Raw genomic sequence first — 18,340 nt, 5'->3', positions numbered from 1 at the left:
CGACGAAGCAATCAACACCTCCCGATTGCTTCGTCGCGATCGCTTCTCGCAATGACATGGAAAGGCGTTCAGTTCATCGCGGAACTATGCCGCGCGGCAAGCACCAAGACGATGACCGACCTACTCCGCAGCCTGCGCGCTGCCACAGGCCTTGCTCAAGCCGTTGAATTCAGGCGTCCTCGGCGACCTTCGTGCCCAGCGGCGCGGGCGCCATTCCGCCGCCCGGCTTCACGTGGAATTCGTAGGTCATCAGATGCCACGGACCGTCCGTGGTCTTGCCGTCCGGCATCACGGATTCGCTGCGCTGCTCGACCTTGGCGATCAACTCGTCCTTCACGCCGAACACGACGTCGGAGTCGATATATTTGTCGCCATCGATGAAGACGTGCGTGATCAGGGGCTCGTAGCCCTTCGCATTGACCAGGAAATGCACATGCGCTGGCCGCATCGGGTGGCGGTTGGTCTGCGTGATCATTTGCCCCACCGGGCCGTCGGTCGGGATCGGATAGCTGCACGGCAGGATGGTGCGGAAATAGAAGCGGCCGTCGGCATCGGTGATGAAGCGCGCGCGCGACGATGGCCCTTCGGTGGCGTAACCCGCCTTCTGCGAGTCATAGAAGCCGTCGTCGTCCGCGTGCCAGACGTCGACCGGCACATTGGCCAGCGGCTTGCCCTTGAGGTCGGTGACGCGGCTCTGCACGAACATACGCTCGCCGGGCAGGTTCGCGGAAATGTCGGTGCCATGCGGCGTCACCTTGTGCTCGCCGACATAGAACGGGCCGAGCACCGTGGTCTCGGTGGCGCCGTCGCGATCGCGGTGGTTGACCGCGTCGACCAGCATCGACACGCCGAGCACGTCCGAGAGCAGGATGAATTCCTGGCGGATATCGGTGCACTTCTGGCCGGTGCGGGTGAGGAAATCGATCGCGTAGTCCCACTCCTCGAAGGTGAGATCGGTCTTGCGCACATAGTCGTGCAGCGACTTCACCAGTTCCTGCAGCAGGAACTTGGCCCGCGGACTGGGCGTCTGGTCGAAGCTGCGGATGACGGCGGCGGTGAGCTCGGTGTCGTTGAACTGGGTCATCTGGCGTTTCCCTGGCGATCCCTTTGGGGCGCGATTGCAGGTCCCAGCGTACACCACCAACCCTGGGCAGGTAAGCGGCGACCGATTGGTGCAGAACACACTTTTCGGCTATCAAGGCGCACTCGCCAGCCGGAGAAGAGCCTGATGTCAGCCCCTACCCTTGCCTCCCCCGAATCCGCGGGAATGTCGACCGCCGCGCTCAACCGCCTCGAAGCGCATCTGAAGAGCCGCTACATCGAGTCCGGCCGCTTTCCCGGGACGCAGCTCCTGATCCACCGCCGCGGCAAGCTCGTCCATTCCACGGTGCAGGGCTTTGCCGATCTCGAGCGCAAGGTGCCGGTCAAGGACGACACCATCTTCCGCATCTATTCGATGACCAAGCCGATCACATCAGTTGCCTTCATGATGCTGGTCGAGGAAGGCCGCGTCGCGATCGACGAGCCGGTCGCCAAGTACATCCCCGAATGGAAGAACCTCGGCGTGTTCGCCGCCGGCACCGCGCCGGCCTTCCTTACCCGCCCGCCGTCGCGGCCGATGCTGATCGTCGACCTGTTGCGCCACACCTCCGGCCTCACTTACGGCTTCCAGCAGCGCTCCAATGTGGACGCGGCCTATCGCGAAAAGAAGATCGGCGAGGTCGTCAAGGCCGGCACGCTCGACAGCATGATCGAAGATCTGGCGAATATCCCGCTGGAGTTCTCGCCGGGCGAGGCCTGGAATTACTCCGTTTCGACCGACGTGCTCGGCTACCTCGTCGGCAAGATCTCGGGCCAGCCATTCGAGCAGTTCCTCAAGGAGCGCATCTTCAAGCCGCTCGGCATGAACGACACCGACTTCTTCGTGCCGGCCGACAAGGCGCATCGTCTGGCCGCCTGTTACTCCGCCGATCCGCAGGGCGGCTTCAACCCGCTCGCCGCCGAGCGCAAGGGCACGCTCACGCTGCAGGACGACCCGGCCACCAGCTCATTCCTCTCGCCGCCCTCGCTGATCTCGGGCGGCGGCGGGCTGTGCTCGACCGCGGCCGACTACCTCACCTTCTGCCGGGCGCTGATCAACGGCGGCGAGCTCGGCGGCATCAGGCTGATCGGCCCGAAGACGCTGAAGCTGATGACCTCGAACCATCTGCCCGGTGGCGTCGACCTGCCGGCGATGTCGCGCTCGATGTTCAGCGAGGCGGCCTATAACGGCATCGGATTCGGCCTCGGCTTCGCCGTCACGATGACCCCGGCGCAGACGCTGATCGCGGGCAGCCCCGGCGAATTCAACTGGGGCGGCGCCGCTACCACGTCGTTCTTCATCGATCCGGCCGAAGAGCTCATCACCATCTTCATGACCCAGGTGCTGCCGTCGAGCGCCTATCCGCTGCGGCGCGAGCTGCGCACGATGGTCTACGCGGCGATCACCGAAAGCAATCTCTGAGACGACGTCATGCCGCGGCGCGCGCCGAGCGCCGCGGCGCTCTCCTGGCAAGTCGGCCGCTCCCCGGCGGATTTTCCGCTTCTTTCCTGACTGAACTAATGCCATTCAACTACGGAATGGCTTGCGCGGCCTGCTGCGATGCAGCGGGCCGGTTTCGGGCAAAGCCGAAACGTCGGATCACGCGACATTCTGGCACGCAAGTTGCTGAGCTGGAGCGGGGTTCCGGGCCAGCCTAAATCGAGGGGGAAGACATGTCGACCATCGCAACCGCAGTCGCCGAGACACGCAAGCCGCTTTACACCTCGCTGTTCGTTCAGGTGCTGGCCGCGCTCCTGCTCGGCATCATCATCGGCGTGGCCGCGCCCGATTTCGCCATCGGGTTGAAGATCTTCAGCGACGCCTTCCTGAAGCTGATCTCGATGATCGTGGCGCCGATCGTGTTCTGCGTCGTGGTGCACGGCATCGCGGGCGCCGGCGACCTGAAGAAGGTCGGACGCGTCGGTGTCAAGGCGCTGGTCTATTTCGAGGCGATGACGACGGTCGCGCTCGTGGTCGGGCTGCTGCTTGCCTATCTGTTCGGGCCCGGCCACGGCATGAACATCGACACCTCCACGCTCGATGCCAAGGCGCTCGGCAGCTATGCCGGCAATGCCCAGAAGCTGAAGGGCGAAGGCATCGGCAGCTTCCTGCTTAACATCATCCCGACCACCTCCTTCGATGCGCTGTCGCGCAACGACGTGCTGCAGGTGCTCTTCTTCGCCATCATCTTCGGCGTCAGCCTGGCCCTGGTCGGCGGTGAAAAGGGCGAGAAGATCTCCTCCTTCATCGACGCGCTCTCGACCGTGCTGTTCCGCGCCATGGGCCTCATCGTGCGGTTCGCGCCGATCGGCGTGCTCGGCGCGGTCGCCTATACCGTCGGCAAATATGGCGTCGGCTCGCTGAAGCAGCTCCTGTCGCTGGTCGCGCTGTTCTACGTTTCGGTCGCGATTTTCGTGCTCGGCGTGCTCGGTGCCGTGATGGCGCTTGCCGGCGTGAACATCCTCAAATTCCTCGCCTACCTGCGCGAGGAACTGATGATCGTGCTCGCGACCGCCTCCTCCGACGCGGTGCTGCCGCAGGCCATGCGCAAGCTGGAACGGCTCGGCATCAAGGATTCGGTGGTCGGCCTCGTGATCCCGACCGGCTACTCCTTCAACCTCGACGCCTTCTCGATCTACCTGACGCTGGCCGTCGTGTTCATCGCACAGGCGACCAACACGCCGCTGTCATTCGGCGACCTGCTCCTGGTGCTCGGCGTGTCGCTGATCACCTCGAAAGGCGCGCATGGCGTGCCGGGCTCGGCGATCGTCATCCTGGCGGCAACGCTGAACGCGGTGCCGAGCATTCCCGTGATCGGCCTCGTGCTGGTGCTTTCGGTCGACTGGTTCATCGGCATGGCGCGCGCGGTCGGCAACCTGATCGGCAACTGCGTGGCGACCGTCGTGGTTGCCGCATGGGAGGGCGATCTGAACCGCGACCAAGCCCGCCGCGTGCTCGACGGCACCGAGACGGTGGATGTGACCGCGGGCTGAGGCGCGCGGCATGGCGCGCCCCGTACGGGGCCCGCCACCGCCGATTGAGCGCTACTTGACGAGCTTCAGATATGGCGGGAACCGCCTGGCTGTGGCGGGCTCCTGCAACTGCCTCTCCGACGCCACCATGTCACACAAGGCCTTCAGCTCGGAGTCCGTGACCTTATGCAGTTCCATCCGAAGCTCAAGGATGGCAAGCGACAGCAGTCGCGCGGTCTCCGCGTTCGCCCGGTCGACCAGAAATGTCTGACATTCTTCCAAGGTCGCTAGCAGCGCCAGCAACCGTTCTTCCGTGCTTGCGACCGGCATATCGTCCACTCCCGAAGCCCTGAGGTCGAGCCAAGGTGGCTCCCTCTTTCGCTTCATTGCCTCTCCGCAAGAATTCGCCGGCTTGTGGTAGGCGTCCATCTCTTGTTGATGATCGAGAACTTTTGGGCAATTGTCCAGCAACATTCCGAAAGCCTGACTTGCACTTACGTCAAACTCTGCCGAAGCGGGCCGTCCCGCGCAACTGCGCCAGCCTTCGTGATCCGCGACCGCACCAGCAGGGGTTGCATCCAATCCTCGATGCCCGTACAATAGTTTCGGCCCGTAGAAATACGGGTAACATATCATTGCCGCCCGGTAAGCATTCGCAAAATCTGTTACGATCAAACTCGCGCTAGTTGTGGTTCGGTCAATATTTTGCCAAATGTAGAGGGCGGGGTGTCGACAGACACCTTGGCGCAATCGACTTCAGGTAGTCGAGAGCGCCGTTACTAGGGTGTCTCCAAATGCGCGAATGCGTTTGGATACAATCCCGCGGCCTTCTTGGATTTTCGTGGTTCTCACGACGAACTGACGGTCCACACGAAACTTAACGCGGTACATCATGGACGAATCCCTGACCTATCCGGGCCAGGGCTTCCCGATTGAAGGACGGGTCACCAGAATGAACAGATCAGCAGCAAAGAAGATGAAGCAGCGCAGTGCCGGCAAACCTGACATCGAGTTGGGCAAGCGGATCCGCCTACGACGCGTGGAGCAGAAGATTTCGCAGGCCGAACTCGGCGACAAGCTCGGCGTCAGCTTTCAGCAGGTCCAGAAGTACGAGAAGGGCGTCAATCGCGTGGGCGCTGCCCGCCTTCAGCAGATTGCGACCGCGCTCGATGTGCCTGTGACCTTCTTCTACGACGGTGACAACAAGGCTCGCGAAGTCGAGAGCCTCCTGTTCCTCGACAGCGCCTTCAGCCTGCGGTTGCTGCGCGCCTACAGCAAGATCAAGGATCAGACCGTTCAGCGCCAGCTGGTGTCGCTGATGGAATCGATCGCCGCCAACGAGGACTGAGCGACACTCAACGTCAGATCGCGGCGCCGTGGACGCGATCGACCAGCTTGAGCGGATTCGGCCGGCAACCGGCCGCCGCGACACGCGATCCGCGGGCTGGGCTCGGAGACCATCGAAGCGCTGCCATCGTGAATGGCGGCGCTTTTTTCTTGTGCCGACGCTACTGGACCGGGCGCCGGACCTCCGCACGATCATGGCCCAGCGCTCGGTCTCCGCCTTGATGTAGGCCGCAAAACCATCCGGCGTCGATGCCGGCAACGCTGCAGCCCAGCGTGGCGAGAAGATTACGGCAACGCAGGGGGCGGAAACCAAAACTTAATCGAGACGCAACGGTCTTGGGATAGATCATCGCCTCCGTACGAATGTGCCGCCCCAGCGTTCGTCGGGCCGGGGCCAGGCTTTCCGATTTCGATGCACGCGCCGCAGTCCGGGGAAACGCGATATGCAGAGAGTGACACTCGTCGCCATGGCCACGATGCTCGCGGCTCTGCCGGCAGTTGCCCAAACCGCCAGCGCGCCCGGCCCGGCCGCGGCGGTCCCGCCTCGTCACACTGCGCCGGCTGCGGCGACGGCGACGACGCCGTCAAACAAGGCCAAGCCGGCCGCATCCACTTCGGCTGCCGAAACGCGGTCGGCCGCCGCGCTCGCGCTGTCGCGCGAGCCGACCTACGACCCTGGCAGCGCGCAACGGATTCGCGAAGCGCTGACGGCTTATTCCGATCTCGCCGCCCGCGGCGGCTGGCCCACGATCCCGGCGGACGCGAAATTCGCATTGGGCGTTCCGGGCGCCAACGACGATCTCTTGCGCAAGCGTCTGATCATCACCGGCGACCTCGCCGCCGACAGGGCCAGCGGCGCCTTTGACGAGGTGACGGCCGAGGCGGTGAAGCGCTTCCAGACACGCCACGGTCTGGCAGCGACCGGCACGGTGACGCCGCGGACGCTGGCCGCGCTCAACGTCCCCGTGCAGAAGCGGATCAAGCAGATCGAGGCCTCGCTGGAGCGGCTCGCCCAGATGGATTTCCAGTTCGGCCAGCGCTACGTCGTCGTCAACATTCCCGCCACCTTCGCCGAGGCGGTCGAGGACGACAAGGTCGTGCGACGCTATCGCGTGATCGTCGGCAAGACCGAGAAGCCTTCGCCGACGCTGACGTCCGAGATCACCGACATCATCCTTAATCCGACCTGGACGGTGCCGTCATCGATCACAAAGACCGAGATCGCGGCGCATATGCGCAAGGACCCGACCTATCTGTCGCGCATGCACATGGACGTGCTCGACGCCCACGACAACCAGATCGATCCGCGTTCGGTGGACTGGTCGGCGCCGAACGTCACGGTGCGGCAGCAGAGCGGTACATGGAATGCGCTCGGCGCGGTCAAGATCGACATGCCGAACTCCTATTCAGTCTACATGCACGACACCAACCAGCGCAGCCTGTTCAGCGACGACTATCGCTTCGATTCGCACGGCTGCTCGCGCGTCGACAACGTCCGCGATCTCGCGGCATGGCTGCTCAGGGACCAGCCGCAATGGACCCGCGCCGCCATCGATGCGGCAATCGCTACCGGACAGCGGCAGGACATCCGCATGCTGAAGAAGGTCCCGGTGGCATGGATCTACCTCACGGCGTGGATGACGAAGGACCGGACCATCCAATTCCGCAACGACGTCTACGACCAGGACCAGCAGCTCCTCGAGGCCACCGCCGAGGAAGCCGCTTTCTTCAACAAGGCCGCCGAGCATCCGCTGGCCGCGCATCTCGCGCAGTAATCAAGACCGTAAGCGTCCACGCCGCTCGCATCTCGCCATTCTGTCGCGCGGCCAATTGTCGCCCGCGACGACGGGCGACTTCAGAACTCCGCATTTCCCGCGTTGATCCGGCACTCGTAAAACCAAGTGCACTGGCTCGTCTTTTTGTCGCAGCAACCAAGCGGCCGCATGGAGGTTTTCAAGCTTCAACCAAGGAGATCTCAATGAATATCAAGCTTGCTGTTTTTGGATTGGCCGCTTTGGGAAGCGTGGCTATGACCTCCGGCTCCGCCTCCGCGATGCCGAACGGGCTTCCGCAGGCCAGCCATATCGCAGGCGAAACATCCTATGTCGACCAGGTGCGCCAAGTCTGCGATCGCTGGGGCCGTTGTTACTGGCAGCCGGGCGCATACGGCTATTACCGACCGCGCCATCACGGATGGCATCATCGTCCGTATTTCCATCGCCCCCATCATTACGGGCCGCGCCATCACGGCGGATATGGTCACGGCGGATATGGTCACGGCGGCGGTCATCGCCACGGCGGACATCGCCGCTAAAGCTTGATCCGGATAAGTCGTCGCGCCTTGTGCTCAGCGAGGGGGCTTCGACCCCCTCGCGCTATAGCGCCGCCAGCACGGCTCTTGCGACATCGGCGGTGCCGTTGCTGCCGCCGAACTCGAACGGCTTGATGCCGCCAGCATAAACCTTGTCGACCGCGCGTTCGATGCTTTCAGCCGCTTCCGCGGCACTCTCCAGTCCATGCTTGTCGGCGAGCCAGTCCAGCATCATCGCCGTCGACAGGATCATCGCGGTCGGATTAGCCTTGCCCTGCCCCATGATGTCGGGCGCGGTGCCGTGGCACGGCTGGAAGACCGCGTAGCGATCGCCGATGTCGGCCGACGGCGCCATGCCCATGCCGCCGATCAGGCCGGCGGCGAGGTCGGAGAGGATATCGCCGAACATGTTTTCCGTGACCATGACGTCGAAGTCCCACGGGCGCTTCACCAGCATCGCCGCGGTCGCATCGATGTAGAGGTGATCGGCCCGGACGTCGGGATGACGCTTCGCTGTCTCGTCGAAGATCTCGCGGAAGAAAGCGAACGCCTTGAACACGTTCGCCTTGTCGACGCAGGTCAGCCCGCCGCCCACGCGGCCGCGCGCCTTGCGGCGTTCGGCGAGCCGGAACGAGAACTCGAACAGCCGCTCCGAGGTCCGACGCGTGATCACCATCGTCTCGCGCGCCTCGCTGTCGGTGACGACGCCCTTGCCCATCGAGGCGAACAGGCCTTCGGTGGATTCCCTGATCACGACGAGGTCGATTCCCTTCTGATCGGCGCCGACGATCGAGCTCGAGACGCCCGGGATCAACCGTGCCGGGCGCACGCCGGCATAGAGGTCGAAGATCATGCGCAGTTCGATCTGCGGCGCGATCTCGGTATTGTCGGGGTAGCGTACCGACGGCAGGCCGCAGGCGCCCAAGAGGATTGCGTCGGCCTCCTCGCACAGCCTGATCGTGCTGTCCGGCATCGACTTGCCGGTTTCCTTGTAATGGCCCGCGCCGGCCGGCGCCTCGGTCAAGCGGAATTTCAGACCGGTCGTCGCCTCGATCCTCCGCAGGACCTCGAGCGCGGGCGCCATCACCTCCGGGCCGATGCCGTCACCGCCGAGGACGGCGATATGGAATGCGTTGTTGGCGGACATGGGATTCCCTTGGGTTGAACAAAAAAGATGTTCTCGTCATTGCGAGCGAAGCGAAGCAATCCATATCACCACACGGGGAGAGATGGATTGCTTCGTCGCTGACGCTCCTCGCAATAACGGCGGAGAGTTACGGCGTCAGCACGGCGCGCCCGACGAGCTGGCCTTTCTGCAGGTTGACCAGCGCATCATTCGCCTTGGCGAGCGGCATCGGCGTCACCGGGATCGCCGGGATCTTCTTCTCGCGCACGAGATCGAGCAGCTCCTGCGTTTCGCGCAAGTTTCCGACATAGCTGCCCCGGATGGTGACGGCCTTGATCGGGATCAGCGGCAGCGCCCAGGTCGCGCCGCCGCCGAACAGGCCGACGATCACGAGCTTGCCGCCCTTGGTGAGGCAGTCGAAGCCGAGTTGCGTGGTCTGGGCGTTGCCGACCAGATCGATCGCGGCGCGGATCGGCTGGCCGGCCTTCTTCATCAATTGCTCCAGCGCGTCCGGCGCCTTGCCGTCGACGGTGGCGAGCGCGCCGGCCGCCTCGGCGGCCTCGCGCTTCTTGGCATCGATATCGACCACGATCGCGCCCTTGCCGCCCATCGCCTTCAGCAGCGACAGCGCCATCAGGCCGAGGCCGCCGGCGCCGAAGATCACGATCGGGGTGTCAAGGTCCTTCTCGACCTTCTTCAGCGCACTGTAGGTCGTGACGCCGGAGCACGCATAGGGCGCGGCCGTGACCGGATCGAGCCCCTTGAGGTTCAGCAGATACTTCGGATGCGGCACCGTCATGTGGTCGGCGTAGCCGCCGTCACAATAGACGCCGAGCGCGCTCGGTTTGATCGCGCACATGTTCTCGTCGCCGCCGAGGCAGGTCGGGCACTTGCCGCAGCCGAGCCACGGATAGGCCAGCGCGACGTCGCCGACCTTGAGGCCGCCCTTGTCGGCCTCCTTGACGTCGGGCCCGAAAGCGACGACTTCGCCGACCGTTTCGTGGCCCATCGTGCGCGGCAGCGAGACACCGCGATCCTTTAACGACAGCGGCTTGCGGCCGTGGCCGAGATCATAGCCGCCTTCCCAGATGTGCAGGTCGCTGTGGCAGACGCCAGCCGCCTTGACCTTGATCAGCACCTGCGTGCCCTCCGGCTGCGGCGTCGGACGGTCGACCTCCTTCAAGGGCGCGTTGAAATCGACAACTTGAAAGCTCTTCATCGCTGTTCTCCCGAGAGACTTGTTCGTTGCGGCCGACCTTGCCACGCCCGCGCGCCGAGGACAAACGTTCAAGGCCGCAATTTCCAGCCAACCGCCATGCGCGCCGCTCGAACAATCTCAGCCGCCACCATCTAGATCAGCGGGTGGTGGCACGCCGCGAGCTGGCCGGGCGCGACCGCGCGCAGTTCCGGCACCTCGCCGGCGCAGCGCGCATCCGCGCGCCGCGCGCGGCAAGACCGTAGCCAGGATGAAAGGCCGCAGGTTAACTCCGCGCGGCTTTCGGCCGTTGCGTGGCGAAGCCTGCGATCTCGTCCTCAGTGAGACCGATCTCCTTCAGGTAGGACAGCGTGTGCTCGCCAAGCGTCGACATGCGCTTTGCGGCGGCAACCGTCGCCCCCGACATGCGGAACGGCAGATTGAGCACCTTGAATGTGCCGCCGCCATCCTCGACCTCGGCGAGCCCGCCGCGATGCGCGAGTTGCGGATCGGCGAGCGCTTCGCGCACGGTGCGATAGGCCGATGACGGCACGCCATATTCATTGAGCGCGGCAAGGCAATCCTGCGTGCTGACGGCGCGCGACCACGCCTCCACGCCCTCCATCAGGCTCGCCCAGTTTTCCCGCCGATCCGAATATTTCGCAAAGCGCGGATCGGTCACCCATTCGGGGCGGCCGATCACCTGCATCAAGCTCTGGAAAGTCTTTTCGCTGGCGATCGCCACCATGACGTAACCGTCGGTGGTCTCGATCGGCCCGAACATCGGCCGCTGGGCCGGCTTCACCTCGAATTGCGACCACTGCAACTCGTTCAGGGTCAGGCTCAGCATCGATTCCAGCATCGAGACGTCGATGTGCTGCCCCTTCGCGCTTACGCTGCGCTGATAGAGCGCGGCCGAGATCGCACCGAAGGCGTAGACGCCGGTCAGCACATCGGCGTGGTAGATACCGCAATAGTCCGGCCGCGAGCGGCCCGGCTGATAGGCGAGATGCGCCATCTCATAGCCCGAGGCGGCATGGATCACCGGCGCATAGGCCGGCAATTCCGCCGACGGGCCGGTCTGGCCGTAACCCGAGATCGAGCAATAGATCAGCTTCGGGTTGATGTCGCGGACGGAGGCGTAATCGAGCTTCAGCCGCCGCATCACGCCGGGGCGGAAGTTCTCGACCAGCACGTCGGCGGTCGCGATCAGCCGGCGCACCGCCTCGATGCCAGCCGGCGACTTCAAATCGAGCACCAGGCTGTTCTTGCCGACGTTGAGCTGGCCGAAGGCGGTCGAGCAGTTGTTCCTGACCGGCGGGCGGGTCCGCATCGTCTCGCCTTCGGCGGGCTCGATCTTGATCACCTCCGCGCCCATGTCGGCCAGCATCCGCGTGCAATGAGGTCCGGCGATCGTGGTCGAAAAATCGAGCACGCGAAGGCCGCCAAAGCTCCTTGTCAAATTCCCCTCATCGTTGTCGGCTATTGTCATTCCCAAGGCTTCCTCTGTCGCGCGGTGCATCATTGTTCGGCGCCGCGTGACCCTAAAGTGAGCCGTGCCGGCAGGAAAGCGTCTCGTCCAGATCAGGCCCGCGGGTCGTGTTGCATTTTACTCAACGGCAAACTGGACCCAATCTTGCATAGCCCAGTTATGGGGAGGAACGAGGGCGCTTGTTGAAGGTCTTGTTCGTCACGACGGAGATGGACGATTTCGTCCGTGTGGGCGGGCTCGCCGCCGTTTCCGCAGCGCTACCCCGGGCGCTTCGCACCTGGAGCGACGTCAGGATCATGCTTCCCGGCTACCGGGACGTGGTCGAACAGTTCACTCACATTGAAATCGTTGGCCAATGCCCCGCTCTCGCCGAGATGCCGGCATGCACGCTGGGGCGCGCATCGACCAAAGACGGGCTGCCGGTCTATGTGCTGTTGTGCCCGCAGCTCTATGATCGGCCCGGCAATCCCTATGGCGATGAGTCCGGCCGCGACTGGCCCGACAATGACATCCGCTTCGGCCGCTTCGCTTCCGCCGCTGCCGAACTTGCAGCAGGCATGCTGGACAAGAATTGGGCAGCGGACCTCGTGCACGCCAATGACTGGCAGGCCGCGCTCACACCGGCCTACCTCGCCTGGCGCAACTTGCGGATTCCATCGATCCTGACGATCCACAACCTCGCCTATCAGGGCCTGTTTCCAAAGGACTCGTTGCGGCGGATCGGCGCACCGGAGAGCTCCTTCCACATCGACGGGCTGGAATTCTACGACAAGTTGTCCTTCCTCAAGGGCGGTCTTGTCCATGCCTCGCACCTGACCACGGTCAGCGCGACCTATGCGAAGGAGATCACGACCGCGGAGCTCGGCTGCGGGCTCGAAGGCCTGCTGCGCATCCGCTCGGATGCCGACCAGCTCACCGGCATCCTGAACGGTATCGACGAGAGCTGGGACCCGCGCCATTGCGCGCAGCTTGCCCAGCCGTTCGGCGCCGGCGACTGGAAGGGCAAGCAGGCCAACGCCGACTATGTCCGCAGGCAGTTCGGGCTTGCGGTCTCGCGCGGGCCGATCTTCGGCCTCGTCGCCCGTCTCGTGCATCAGAAGGGCGTCGACCTCGTGCTGTCGGCTGCCGACGAGATCGTCGCCGCCGGCGGGCAGATCGTCGTCACCGGCAGCGGCGAGCCCGCCATCGAGGATGCGCTGGTGGCTGCGCACCGGCGCCGGCCCGATGCGATCGGCGTCGTGATCGGCTTCAACGACGCGCAGGCGCGGCGGATTTTTGCCGCCAGCGATTTCACCCTGATGCCGTCTCGTTTCGAGCCCTGCGGCCTCAGCCAGATGTACGCGCAGCGCTTCGGCTCGCTGCCGATCGGTCACCAGACCGGCGGCCTCGCCGAGACCATCGCCGACGGTGAGACCGGGTTCCTGTTCCCGCAGCCCTCGGCCGAGTCCTTCCTCGGCGGCGTCAGGCGCGCCTTCGACACCTTCCGCGCCAAGGATCGGCTCGACACCATGCGCCGCAGCGCGATGGCGAAATCCTATAGCTGGAGCCTGTCGGCCGCCTGCTACGGCGCCCTTTATAAGAAGCTGGTCATGCCACGGGCGGCCACCTAACCGGCAATCCCGACGTTTCAGGCCGCTTTCTCCACGACGCACGCGGGAGAAGCGTCCGTCCGAGGATTGGCCTTCAGCGCGCCACAGATACCATCCAAAATACCGCTGCGAATGCGGCCCAGCGCTGCGCCGCAACATGTTGAAACAGAGGGCCAGCCGGCATAGAGGCACACGGCCAATTGTTTCCGTCGCCCGACCGACATGTGATACGGTCGGGCCGTTGGGGATCATCAGTTTTCCTTGTCTTGCGACCCAAAGGGGGCACCCGATGAACGTCCTTGTCAAAACCTCGCCCACGAGCCTTGCGGACGAGCTGACCGCGCACGCCGTGGCGAGCATCGAGGCGGCCGACTATTTTGCTGCCCCGTTCCCCCACGTCGTGTTTCGCAATTTCTTTCCCGCGGACTTTTATCGGGATCTGACGAAAAGCATCCCCACCGAGGGCTATGATCCGATCACGGGCACGGGAACCCGCATGGCGCTTCGCCTCTACGGCGACAATGTCGACAAGATAGATGCAGATCTGCGCCCGCTCTGGGCCGCAGCGTCGACCATGTTGACCTCGAAGCCGGTCGAACAGGCGATCCGCACCAAGCTGCACGATGGGCTCGAAATTCGTGCCCGCGGCGACAAGGTGTCGGGCGTCGACGACGTCAAGCTTGTGGCGAAGCCGGTGCTCTATGTCGACCGTGACGGCTACCAGATCAAGCCGCATCCGGATACGCGCAAGAAGGTCGTGACGATGCAGCTTTATTGTCCCACCGATGCCAGCATGGAGGCGCTCGGGACGACGCTCTATCAGGCTTCGCTCAAGGGACTGTTTCACGTCAACTCCTACTGCCTCGAGCCGGTGAAGACCATTCCCTTCCTGCCCAACCTTGGATATGCGTTCGTGGTTCTGAAGGCCTATCATTCGCTCTCAAAGATGAGCTGGCATGGCCGCCCGCCGATCAAGACCGATCAGCAGCGGATATCCATCCTGAACACGTTCTACATGAACGAGACCGTCGGGTTCTGATTTTGGCAGTCGATCTGGCTGCGCAAATATCCGTTCCCGGAGTTTGAGTGCGCGCTCTCGCCGTCACTCGGTCCGCCGCGTCTCCGGCATGATCAGCCAGATCAAGAGAAGCCCGAGCCCGGCGACGCCGGCAAGGCCCGTGAAGGCAACGCTGCTGCCGAGCTTGTCGCTGACATAGCCAGCCAGCACCGTGCTGAGCGATGCGCCGATGCCGACGGCCGTGCCGACAATGCCCTGCGCCAGGTTGAAATGGCCGCTGCCGAACGCGACATCGGCCACCACGAGCGGCACCATCACGCTGAAAACAGCTGCGGTGATGCCGTCAAGAACTTGCACCACCACCAACAGATAAGGATCGCGCACGGTTGCGAACAGCAGGCCGCGGACCACGAGCGCGCCGAACGCGATCAGCAGCAGCGGTCGCCGGCCCCATTCCTGCGCCTTGCGCCCGACCGATGGTGACGACAACGCCACGATCGCCTGAGGCACGATGATACAGGCCGCGATCAGGATCGGCGCCCATTGGCTCGACCGCGACGTGACCACACCCGCCATCAGCGGCAGCATCGCGGCGTTGGCGAGTTGGAACAGCATCATGCCGCCGGCAAAGATCAGGAGTGGCCGCTGCCCCACCAGGCTCCAGACGCTGGTCGCATTCTTGTCGGGGACTTCGCGCTTCACCTCGCCATGGGCTTGGGCGATATCGATCTCGCGTTCGCGGATCCGCGACAGCGACAACAACGTCGGGACCGCAAGGATGAAGGTGACGAGGAACACCGCGCGGCTCGACAACAAATAACCGCAGGCGCCCATCAGCGCCGCGGCCGAGCCGTTGCCGAGCGAAGCGAAACGCGCGTTACGGCCCAGCCGCTCCCCGATCACGCGTGGCCCGACCAGGCCGAGGCTGATGGCGGCGATCGCGGGGCCCAGCACGCAGCTCGCCAGCGCGTGCATCGTCGCGGCCAGCGTCACCACGGGAAAGATCGGCCAGAGCGCATAGGCCAGCGCGCTGCTGCCGATGGTGGCAACCGCAAACCCCGCGACGATCCGCTCCGAACGCGCCGCATCGACGATCGCGCCGCCCGGCATCTGGCCAAGAAGGCCGATGATGCCGCCGATCGAGAGCACGAAGCCGATCTCGACCTGGGTCCATTTTTGCGTCGTCAGATAAACCGCGAGGAACGGACCGAAGCCGGTTTGCACGTCGGCCAGGAAGAAGATGAACCAGTCGAGGCCGCGCTGGCTTTCGCGCGAAGGCGTGCCCGGCTGCTCCGGCTTGGGCGAATTCGGAACCGGAGGCACAAGGTTGGTACTACCGGCTGATCGCTTGCCACGATCGTCGTCAACCGTCTCGAAGGAAGAATTCGGACGCGCGACCAGATCCATTCCCCTAGTGCTCGTTATCCCACGGTTGGAGGCTTCCGGCCGCACCCAATACGATCAGTGGCGCGTCTTCCTTGTATTCGGGCGCCGCGCTGACCTGCTGTTTCGTCAGATCAAGGGTGATGCTGTCGCTCTTGTTGCTGACGCCGGAAAAACGCAGCGCCTTCCAGTCGACCACAATCTTGCGGCTGCCGACACCCAGAAATCCGCCGAAATCGATCACGGCCGCGCGAACCTGGCCATCGCGGTCCACGATGACGTCGACGATGCGGCCCATGTCTTCATTGGCCGCGCTGCGGACGTCGCGTCCGAGAATGCCGTGCGCATCGCGGGCCCCGATCACGGTGACCGATGGCGGCGGCGACGGTTCCTTGGCCCGCTCCTTGGGGATTGCCTGGGCTGCCGGCGGCGACGGCGACGGCGATGGTGACGGCGACTCGTCGGCAGCGCGAACGCCGGCGCAGGTGACCAATGCCACCGCGACGAGCGAGATGATGATCCTCGAACGCATGAAACTCTCCCACAATCTTTCTTTCCGGCCTCGCGCGAGGCGGTGGTGCGACGCCGCTCAATGCGTCAGCACGATCGACACCTGGATCTGCCCGCGCGTGCGCAGCACTTCGAGCGATACTTCATCGTCATGGCGGCGCAACCTCAAATCGACGCTGGACGCGCCGAGCCGGAGGTCGCGCAACACCACCTCGTTGAGGAAATCCGGCAGGCGCGGATTGCGCAGGCGAATCTCGCCGCGTGCCGTGTCGAACTCGAGCCCGAGTGCCGCTTCCAGCAGGGTGAAGGGTGTCGCACTCGCCCAGGCCTGCGGCGCGCAGGCGACCGGATAGAGCACCGGGCCGCGCCGGAGCTCGCGGCGGAAGCCGCAGAACAGTTCCGGCAACCGCCGCAGCTCCATATAGCTCGCGGCGTCGAACAGCCCCTTGAACAGTTGCGCCAGCGAATGCTTCAGGCCGTAGCGCGCAAAGCCGAGCGCGATCAGCGCGTTGTCATGCGGCCAGATCGAGCCGTCGTGATAGGACATCGGATTGTAGCGCGCTTCGCCGACCGCGACGGTGCGGATGCCCCAGCCCGAGAAGAACTTCTGGCTCATCAAGTCGGCGGCAACCCGGGCTGCCCGATCCTCGCGCACGATGCCGGAAAACAGCAGCTGGCCGGCATTGGACGTGCGCACCTTGCAGGGCTCCTTGGCGCCGTCGAGGGCCAGGGCATAGGTGCCGAGCTCCTCGCACCAGAAGGCGTCCTCGAAGCGCTCGCGCAGCCGCTCGGCCTCGGCTTCGAGCCTGGCGGCCTTCTCGGGCATGCCAAGCCGGCGCACCGCATTCGCGGCAAGCCGCTTGCCGGCGAACACATAGCCCTGCACTTCCGACAGCGCGATGTATCCCTCGGCGAGCCTGCCGTCGGCGTGGAAGATGGCGTCGTAGGAGTCCTTCCAGCCCTGGTTCTGCAGGCCCTGCTCGGTCGCGCGTTGATATTCGATGAAGCCGTCATGGTCCGGATCGCCCGGTCCGTCGATCCATTGCAGCCCGGCCTCAATCGCCGGCCACAATTCGCGCAGCGTCGCCTCGTCGCCGGTGCGCTCGAGATAGAGCCCGGCGAGCAGCACGAACAGCGGCGTCGAATCGACGCTGCCGTAATATTGCGCGAACGGCACCTCGCGCAGCGCCGCCATCTCGCCGCCGCGCATCTCGTGCAGGATCTTGCCCGGCGCGGCATCCGCCAGCGGATCAACCGCCTTTGCCTGGAAGACGGCGAGCCGCTTCAGCACGCCCTGCGCGATGCGCGGGTCGATCCACAGCATCTGCAGCGCGGTGACAAGGCCGTCGCGGCCGAATGTCGTCGAATACCAGGGGATGCCGGCATAGGGATAACGGCCCTGCGGTGTCTCCGTCATCAGCATGTTGAGGTCGGCCATCGCCTGGCACATCACCTCGTTGAAGATGTTGTTCGAGGTCTCGACGTTGGCCGCGCCGCCCGACAGTTTCCGCATCTCGCGGCGGTGGGCCAGCAGCCCGCGGAAGAACGGCGGCGGCTTGTGCATGATCGGCTTGTTGCAGGAGACCGCGACGAACAGCGACGTGACCTTGCCGGGCGCGAGGTCGAAATGATAGGTCGCAGCATTCACCGACAGCCGTGTCGGCCGCGGATCGAAATGCAGCGCCGTGACCCGCGACTGCTCGTCGAGGCCGCAATATTCCAGCACAACATCGGTCGGCCCCAACAGCTTGCTCGAGCCTGTGCCACGCCGCGCCCGGCGCTCGCCGCGGACCTCGAACAGGTCGGCGAAGTCGTTGTCAAACAGCAGGGTGAGATCGAAGCTCGCGGGATGGTCGCCGTGGTTCTGCAGCCCGATGCGCTGGTAGGCGGTGCCGCGCCACAGGAAGATCGAGCGCACGATATGCAGCGTGTCTTTCTGCAGGGTCAGGCGGTCGTTGCGATAGACGTCGGAATTGGTGAGGTCGACCGTCAACGCCGAATTGTCGTCGCGCAGATTGGAGCCGAGCAGCAGCGGCTGCACGTCCTCCAGCACCATTTCCAAGCGCGCAAGATAGCGCGTATCGGCGTTGAACAGACCGTCCGGCCCGCCGGCCGAGGCGCCGATATCGCCATGGCTGTCAAGCACGATGAAGGTGTCGTCATGCTTGAGCGAGCGCCGCGGCCGCGCCGCGGGCCCGGTCATTGGAATATAGAACGGCGATTCTGCGATCCGCTCGACGATGCGGGCGGTAATCATTTGCGTAACGACGTCGGTTGCCATCTGAACCTCGGGCGACCCTTATTGCTGCGACGAAC

At 64.4% G+C, this 18,340-nt stretch carries 15 protein-coding genes; 7 read left to right on the top strand and 8 right to left on the bottom strand.

Annotated features, from left to right (window positions below; all coding sequences use genetic code 11):
* Positions 1–169: 169 nt before the first annotated feature.
* Positions 170–1,084 carry an intradiol ring-cleavage dioxygenase gene (locus MTX23_RS11130; protein ID WP_280976679.1) on the bottom strand — a complete coding sequence of 305 codons (915 nt, stop codon included), beginning with the start codon at positions 1,082–1,084 and terminating at the stop codon, positions 170–172.
* Between the two features lie 144 nt (positions 1,085–1,228).
* Between MTX23_RS11130 and MTX23_RS11125 the strand changes: the two genes are divergently transcribed.
* Positions 1,229–2,503: a serine hydrolase domain-containing protein gene (locus MTX23_RS11125; RefSeq protein ID WP_280976677.1), complete on the top strand. Its 1,275-nt coding sequence runs from the start codon at positions 1,229–1,231 to the stop codon at positions 2,501–2,503.
* A gap of 251 nt (positions 2,504–2,754) precedes the next feature.
* On the top strand, positions 2,755–4,074 hold the full coding sequence (locus MTX23_RS11120) for a dicarboxylate/amino acid:cation symporter (protein WP_280976676.1): 1,320 nt from the start codon (positions 2,755–2,757) through the stop codon (positions 4,072–4,074).
* Positions 4,075–4,125: 51 nt separating this feature from the next.
* Here MTX23_RS11120 and MTX23_RS11115 read toward each other — a convergent pair whose 3' ends face one another.
* On the bottom strand, positions 4,126–4,527 hold the full coding sequence (locus MTX23_RS11115) for a hypothetical protein (RefSeq protein ID WP_280976675.1): 402 nt from the start codon (positions 4,525–4,527) through the stop codon (positions 4,126–4,128).
* Positions 4,528–5,005: 478 nt separating this feature from the next.
* Between MTX23_RS11115 and MTX23_RS11110 the strand changes: the two genes are divergently transcribed.
* From MTX23_RS11110 to MTX23_RS11100, 3 genes are all read left to right on the top strand, one after another.
* Positions 5,006–5,401 (top strand): helix-turn-helix transcriptional regulator, encoded by a 396-nt coding sequence (locus MTX23_RS11110; protein WP_016844123.1) that lies wholly within the window; start codon positions 5,006–5,008, stop codon positions 5,399–5,401.
* A gap of 442 nt (positions 5,402–5,843) precedes the next feature.
* Positions 5,844–7,175: a L,D-transpeptidase family protein gene (locus MTX23_RS11105; RefSeq protein ID WP_280976674.1), complete on the top strand. Its 1,332-nt coding sequence runs from the start codon at positions 5,844–5,846 to the stop codon at positions 7,173–7,175.
* A gap of 203 nt (positions 7,176–7,378) precedes the next feature.
* Entirely contained in the window at positions 7,379–7,714 is a 336-nt protein-coding gene (locus MTX23_RS11100; protein WP_280976673.1) for a hypothetical protein, read from the top strand.
* 61 nt (positions 7,715–7,775) lie between these two features.
* Here MTX23_RS11100 and MTX23_RS11095 read toward each other — a convergent pair whose 3' ends face one another.
* The 3 genes from MTX23_RS11095 to MTX23_RS11085 all read right to left on the bottom strand — a co-directional run bounded on the left by MTX23_RS11095 (position 7,776) and on the right by MTX23_RS11085 (position 11,524).
* Entirely contained in the window at positions 7,776–8,858 is a 1,083-nt protein-coding gene (locus MTX23_RS11095) for an isocitrate/isopropylmalate dehydrogenase family protein (RefSeq protein WP_280976672.1), read from the bottom strand.
* Between the two features lie 127 nt (positions 8,859–8,985).
* Positions 8,986–10,056: an alcohol dehydrogenase gene (locus tag MTX23_RS11090; RefSeq protein ID WP_280976671.1), complete on the bottom strand. Its 1,071-nt coding sequence runs from the start codon at positions 10,054–10,056 to the stop codon at positions 8,986–8,988.
* Positions 10,057–10,318: 262 nt separating this feature from the next.
* Positions 10,319–11,524 (bottom strand): CoA transferase, encoded by a 1,206-nt coding sequence (locus MTX23_RS11085; RefSeq protein ID WP_280976670.1) that lies wholly within the window; start codon positions 11,522–11,524, stop codon positions 10,319–10,321.
* Between the two features lie 182 nt (positions 11,525–11,706).
* Between MTX23_RS11085 and glgA the strand changes: the two genes are divergently transcribed.
* On the top strand, positions 11,707–13,134 hold the full coding sequence (gene glgA, locus MTX23_RS11080) for a glycogen synthase GlgA (protein WP_280976669.1): 1,428 nt from the start codon (positions 11,707–11,709) through the stop codon (positions 13,132–13,134).
* Between the two features lie 268 nt (positions 13,135–13,402).
* On the top strand, positions 13,403–14,152 hold the full coding sequence (locus tag MTX23_RS11075) for a 2OG-Fe(II) oxygenase family protein (RefSeq protein ID WP_280976668.1): 750 nt from the start codon (positions 13,403–13,405) through the stop codon (positions 14,150–14,152).
* Between the two features lie 63 nt (positions 14,153–14,215).
* On the opposite strand, the gene MTX23_RS11070 is transcribed toward MTX23_RS11075, so the two are convergent.
* Genes MTX23_RS11070 through MTX23_RS11060 form a run of 3 tightly spaced genes read right to left on the bottom strand, consistent with a single transcriptional unit; the run spans position 14,216 to position 18,305 of the window.
* A complete protein-coding gene (locus MTX23_RS11070; protein ID WP_280976667.1) occupies positions 14,216–15,538 on the bottom strand; it encodes an MFS transporter in 1,323 nt (440 codons plus the stop codon).
* A gap of 4 nt (positions 15,539–15,542) precedes the next feature.
* On the bottom strand, positions 15,543–16,046 hold the full coding sequence (locus MTX23_RS11065; RefSeq protein WP_280976666.1) for a PRC-barrel domain-containing protein: 504 nt from the start codon (positions 16,044–16,046) through the stop codon (positions 15,543–15,545).
* Positions 16,047–16,103: 57 nt separating this feature from the next.
* On the bottom strand, positions 16,104–18,305 hold the full coding sequence (locus tag MTX23_RS11060; RefSeq protein WP_280976665.1) for an amylo-alpha-1,6-glucosidase: 2,202 nt from the start codon (positions 18,303–18,305) through the stop codon (positions 16,104–16,106).
* Between the last annotated feature and the right edge of the window lie 35 nt (positions 18,306–18,340).

This window comes from Bradyrhizobium sp. ISRA436, from assembly GCF_029910015.1.
Lineage (GTDB): Bacteria > Pseudomonadota > Alphaproteobacteria > Rhizobiales > Xanthobacteraceae > Bradyrhizobium.
This window is presented reverse-complemented; position numbering and strand designations above follow the sequence as displayed.

Excerpts from the sequence above, each read along its gene's own strand:
- MTX23_RS11120 (WP_280976676.1), top strand. The coding sequence starts at position 2,755 with ATGTCGACCATCGCAACCGCAGTCGCCGAGACACGCAAGCCGCTTTAC.
- MTX23_RS11060 (WP_280976665.1), bottom strand. The coding sequence starts at position 18,305 with ATGGCAACCGACGTCGTTACGCAAATGATTACCGCCCGCATCGTCGAG.
- MTX23_RS11070 (WP_280976667.1), bottom strand. The coding sequence starts at position 15,538 with ATGGATCTGGTCGCGCGTCCGAATTCTTCCTTCGAGACGGTTGACGAC.
- MTX23_RS11105 (WP_280976674.1), top strand. The coding sequence starts at position 5,844 with ATGCAGAGAGTGACACTCGTCGCCATGGCCACGATGCTCGCGGCTCTG.
- MTX23_RS11125 (WP_280976677.1), top strand. The coding sequence starts at position 1,229 with ATGTCAGCCCCTACCCTTGCCTCCCCCGAATCCGCGGGAATGTCGACC.
- MTX23_RS11110 (WP_016844123.1), top strand. The coding sequence starts at position 5,006 with ATGAACAGATCAGCAGCAAAGAAGATGAAGCAGCGCAGTGCCGGCAAA.
- MTX23_RS11095 (WP_280976672.1), bottom strand. The coding sequence starts at position 8,858 with ATGTCCGCCAACAACGCATTCCATATCGCCGTCCTCGGCGGTGACGGC.
- MTX23_RS11115 (WP_280976675.1), bottom strand. The coding sequence starts at position 4,527 with ATGTTGCTGGACAATTGCCCAAAAGTTCTCGATCATCAACAAGAGATG.
- MTX23_RS11085 (WP_280976670.1), bottom strand. The coding sequence starts at position 11,524 with ATGACAATAGCCGACAACGATGAGGGGAATTTGACAAGGAGCTTTGGC.
- MTX23_RS11100 (WP_280976673.1), top strand. The coding sequence starts at position 7,379 with ATGAATATCAAGCTTGCTGTTTTTGGATTGGCCGCTTTGGGAAGCGTG.
- MTX23_RS11130 (WP_280976679.1), bottom strand. The coding sequence starts at position 1,084 with ATGACCCAGTTCAACGACACCGAGCTCACCGCCGCCGTCATCCGCAGC.
- MTX23_RS11065 (WP_280976666.1), bottom strand. The coding sequence starts at position 16,046 with ATGCGTTCGAGGATCATCATCTCGCTCGTCGCGGTGGCATTGGTCACC.
- MTX23_RS11075 (WP_280976668.1), top strand. The coding sequence starts at position 13,403 with ATGAACGTCCTTGTCAAAACCTCGCCCACGAGCCTTGCGGACGAGCTG.
- MTX23_RS11090 (WP_280976671.1), bottom strand. The coding sequence starts at position 10,056 with ATGAAGAGCTTTCAAGTTGTCGATTTCAACGCGCCCTTGAAGGAGGTC.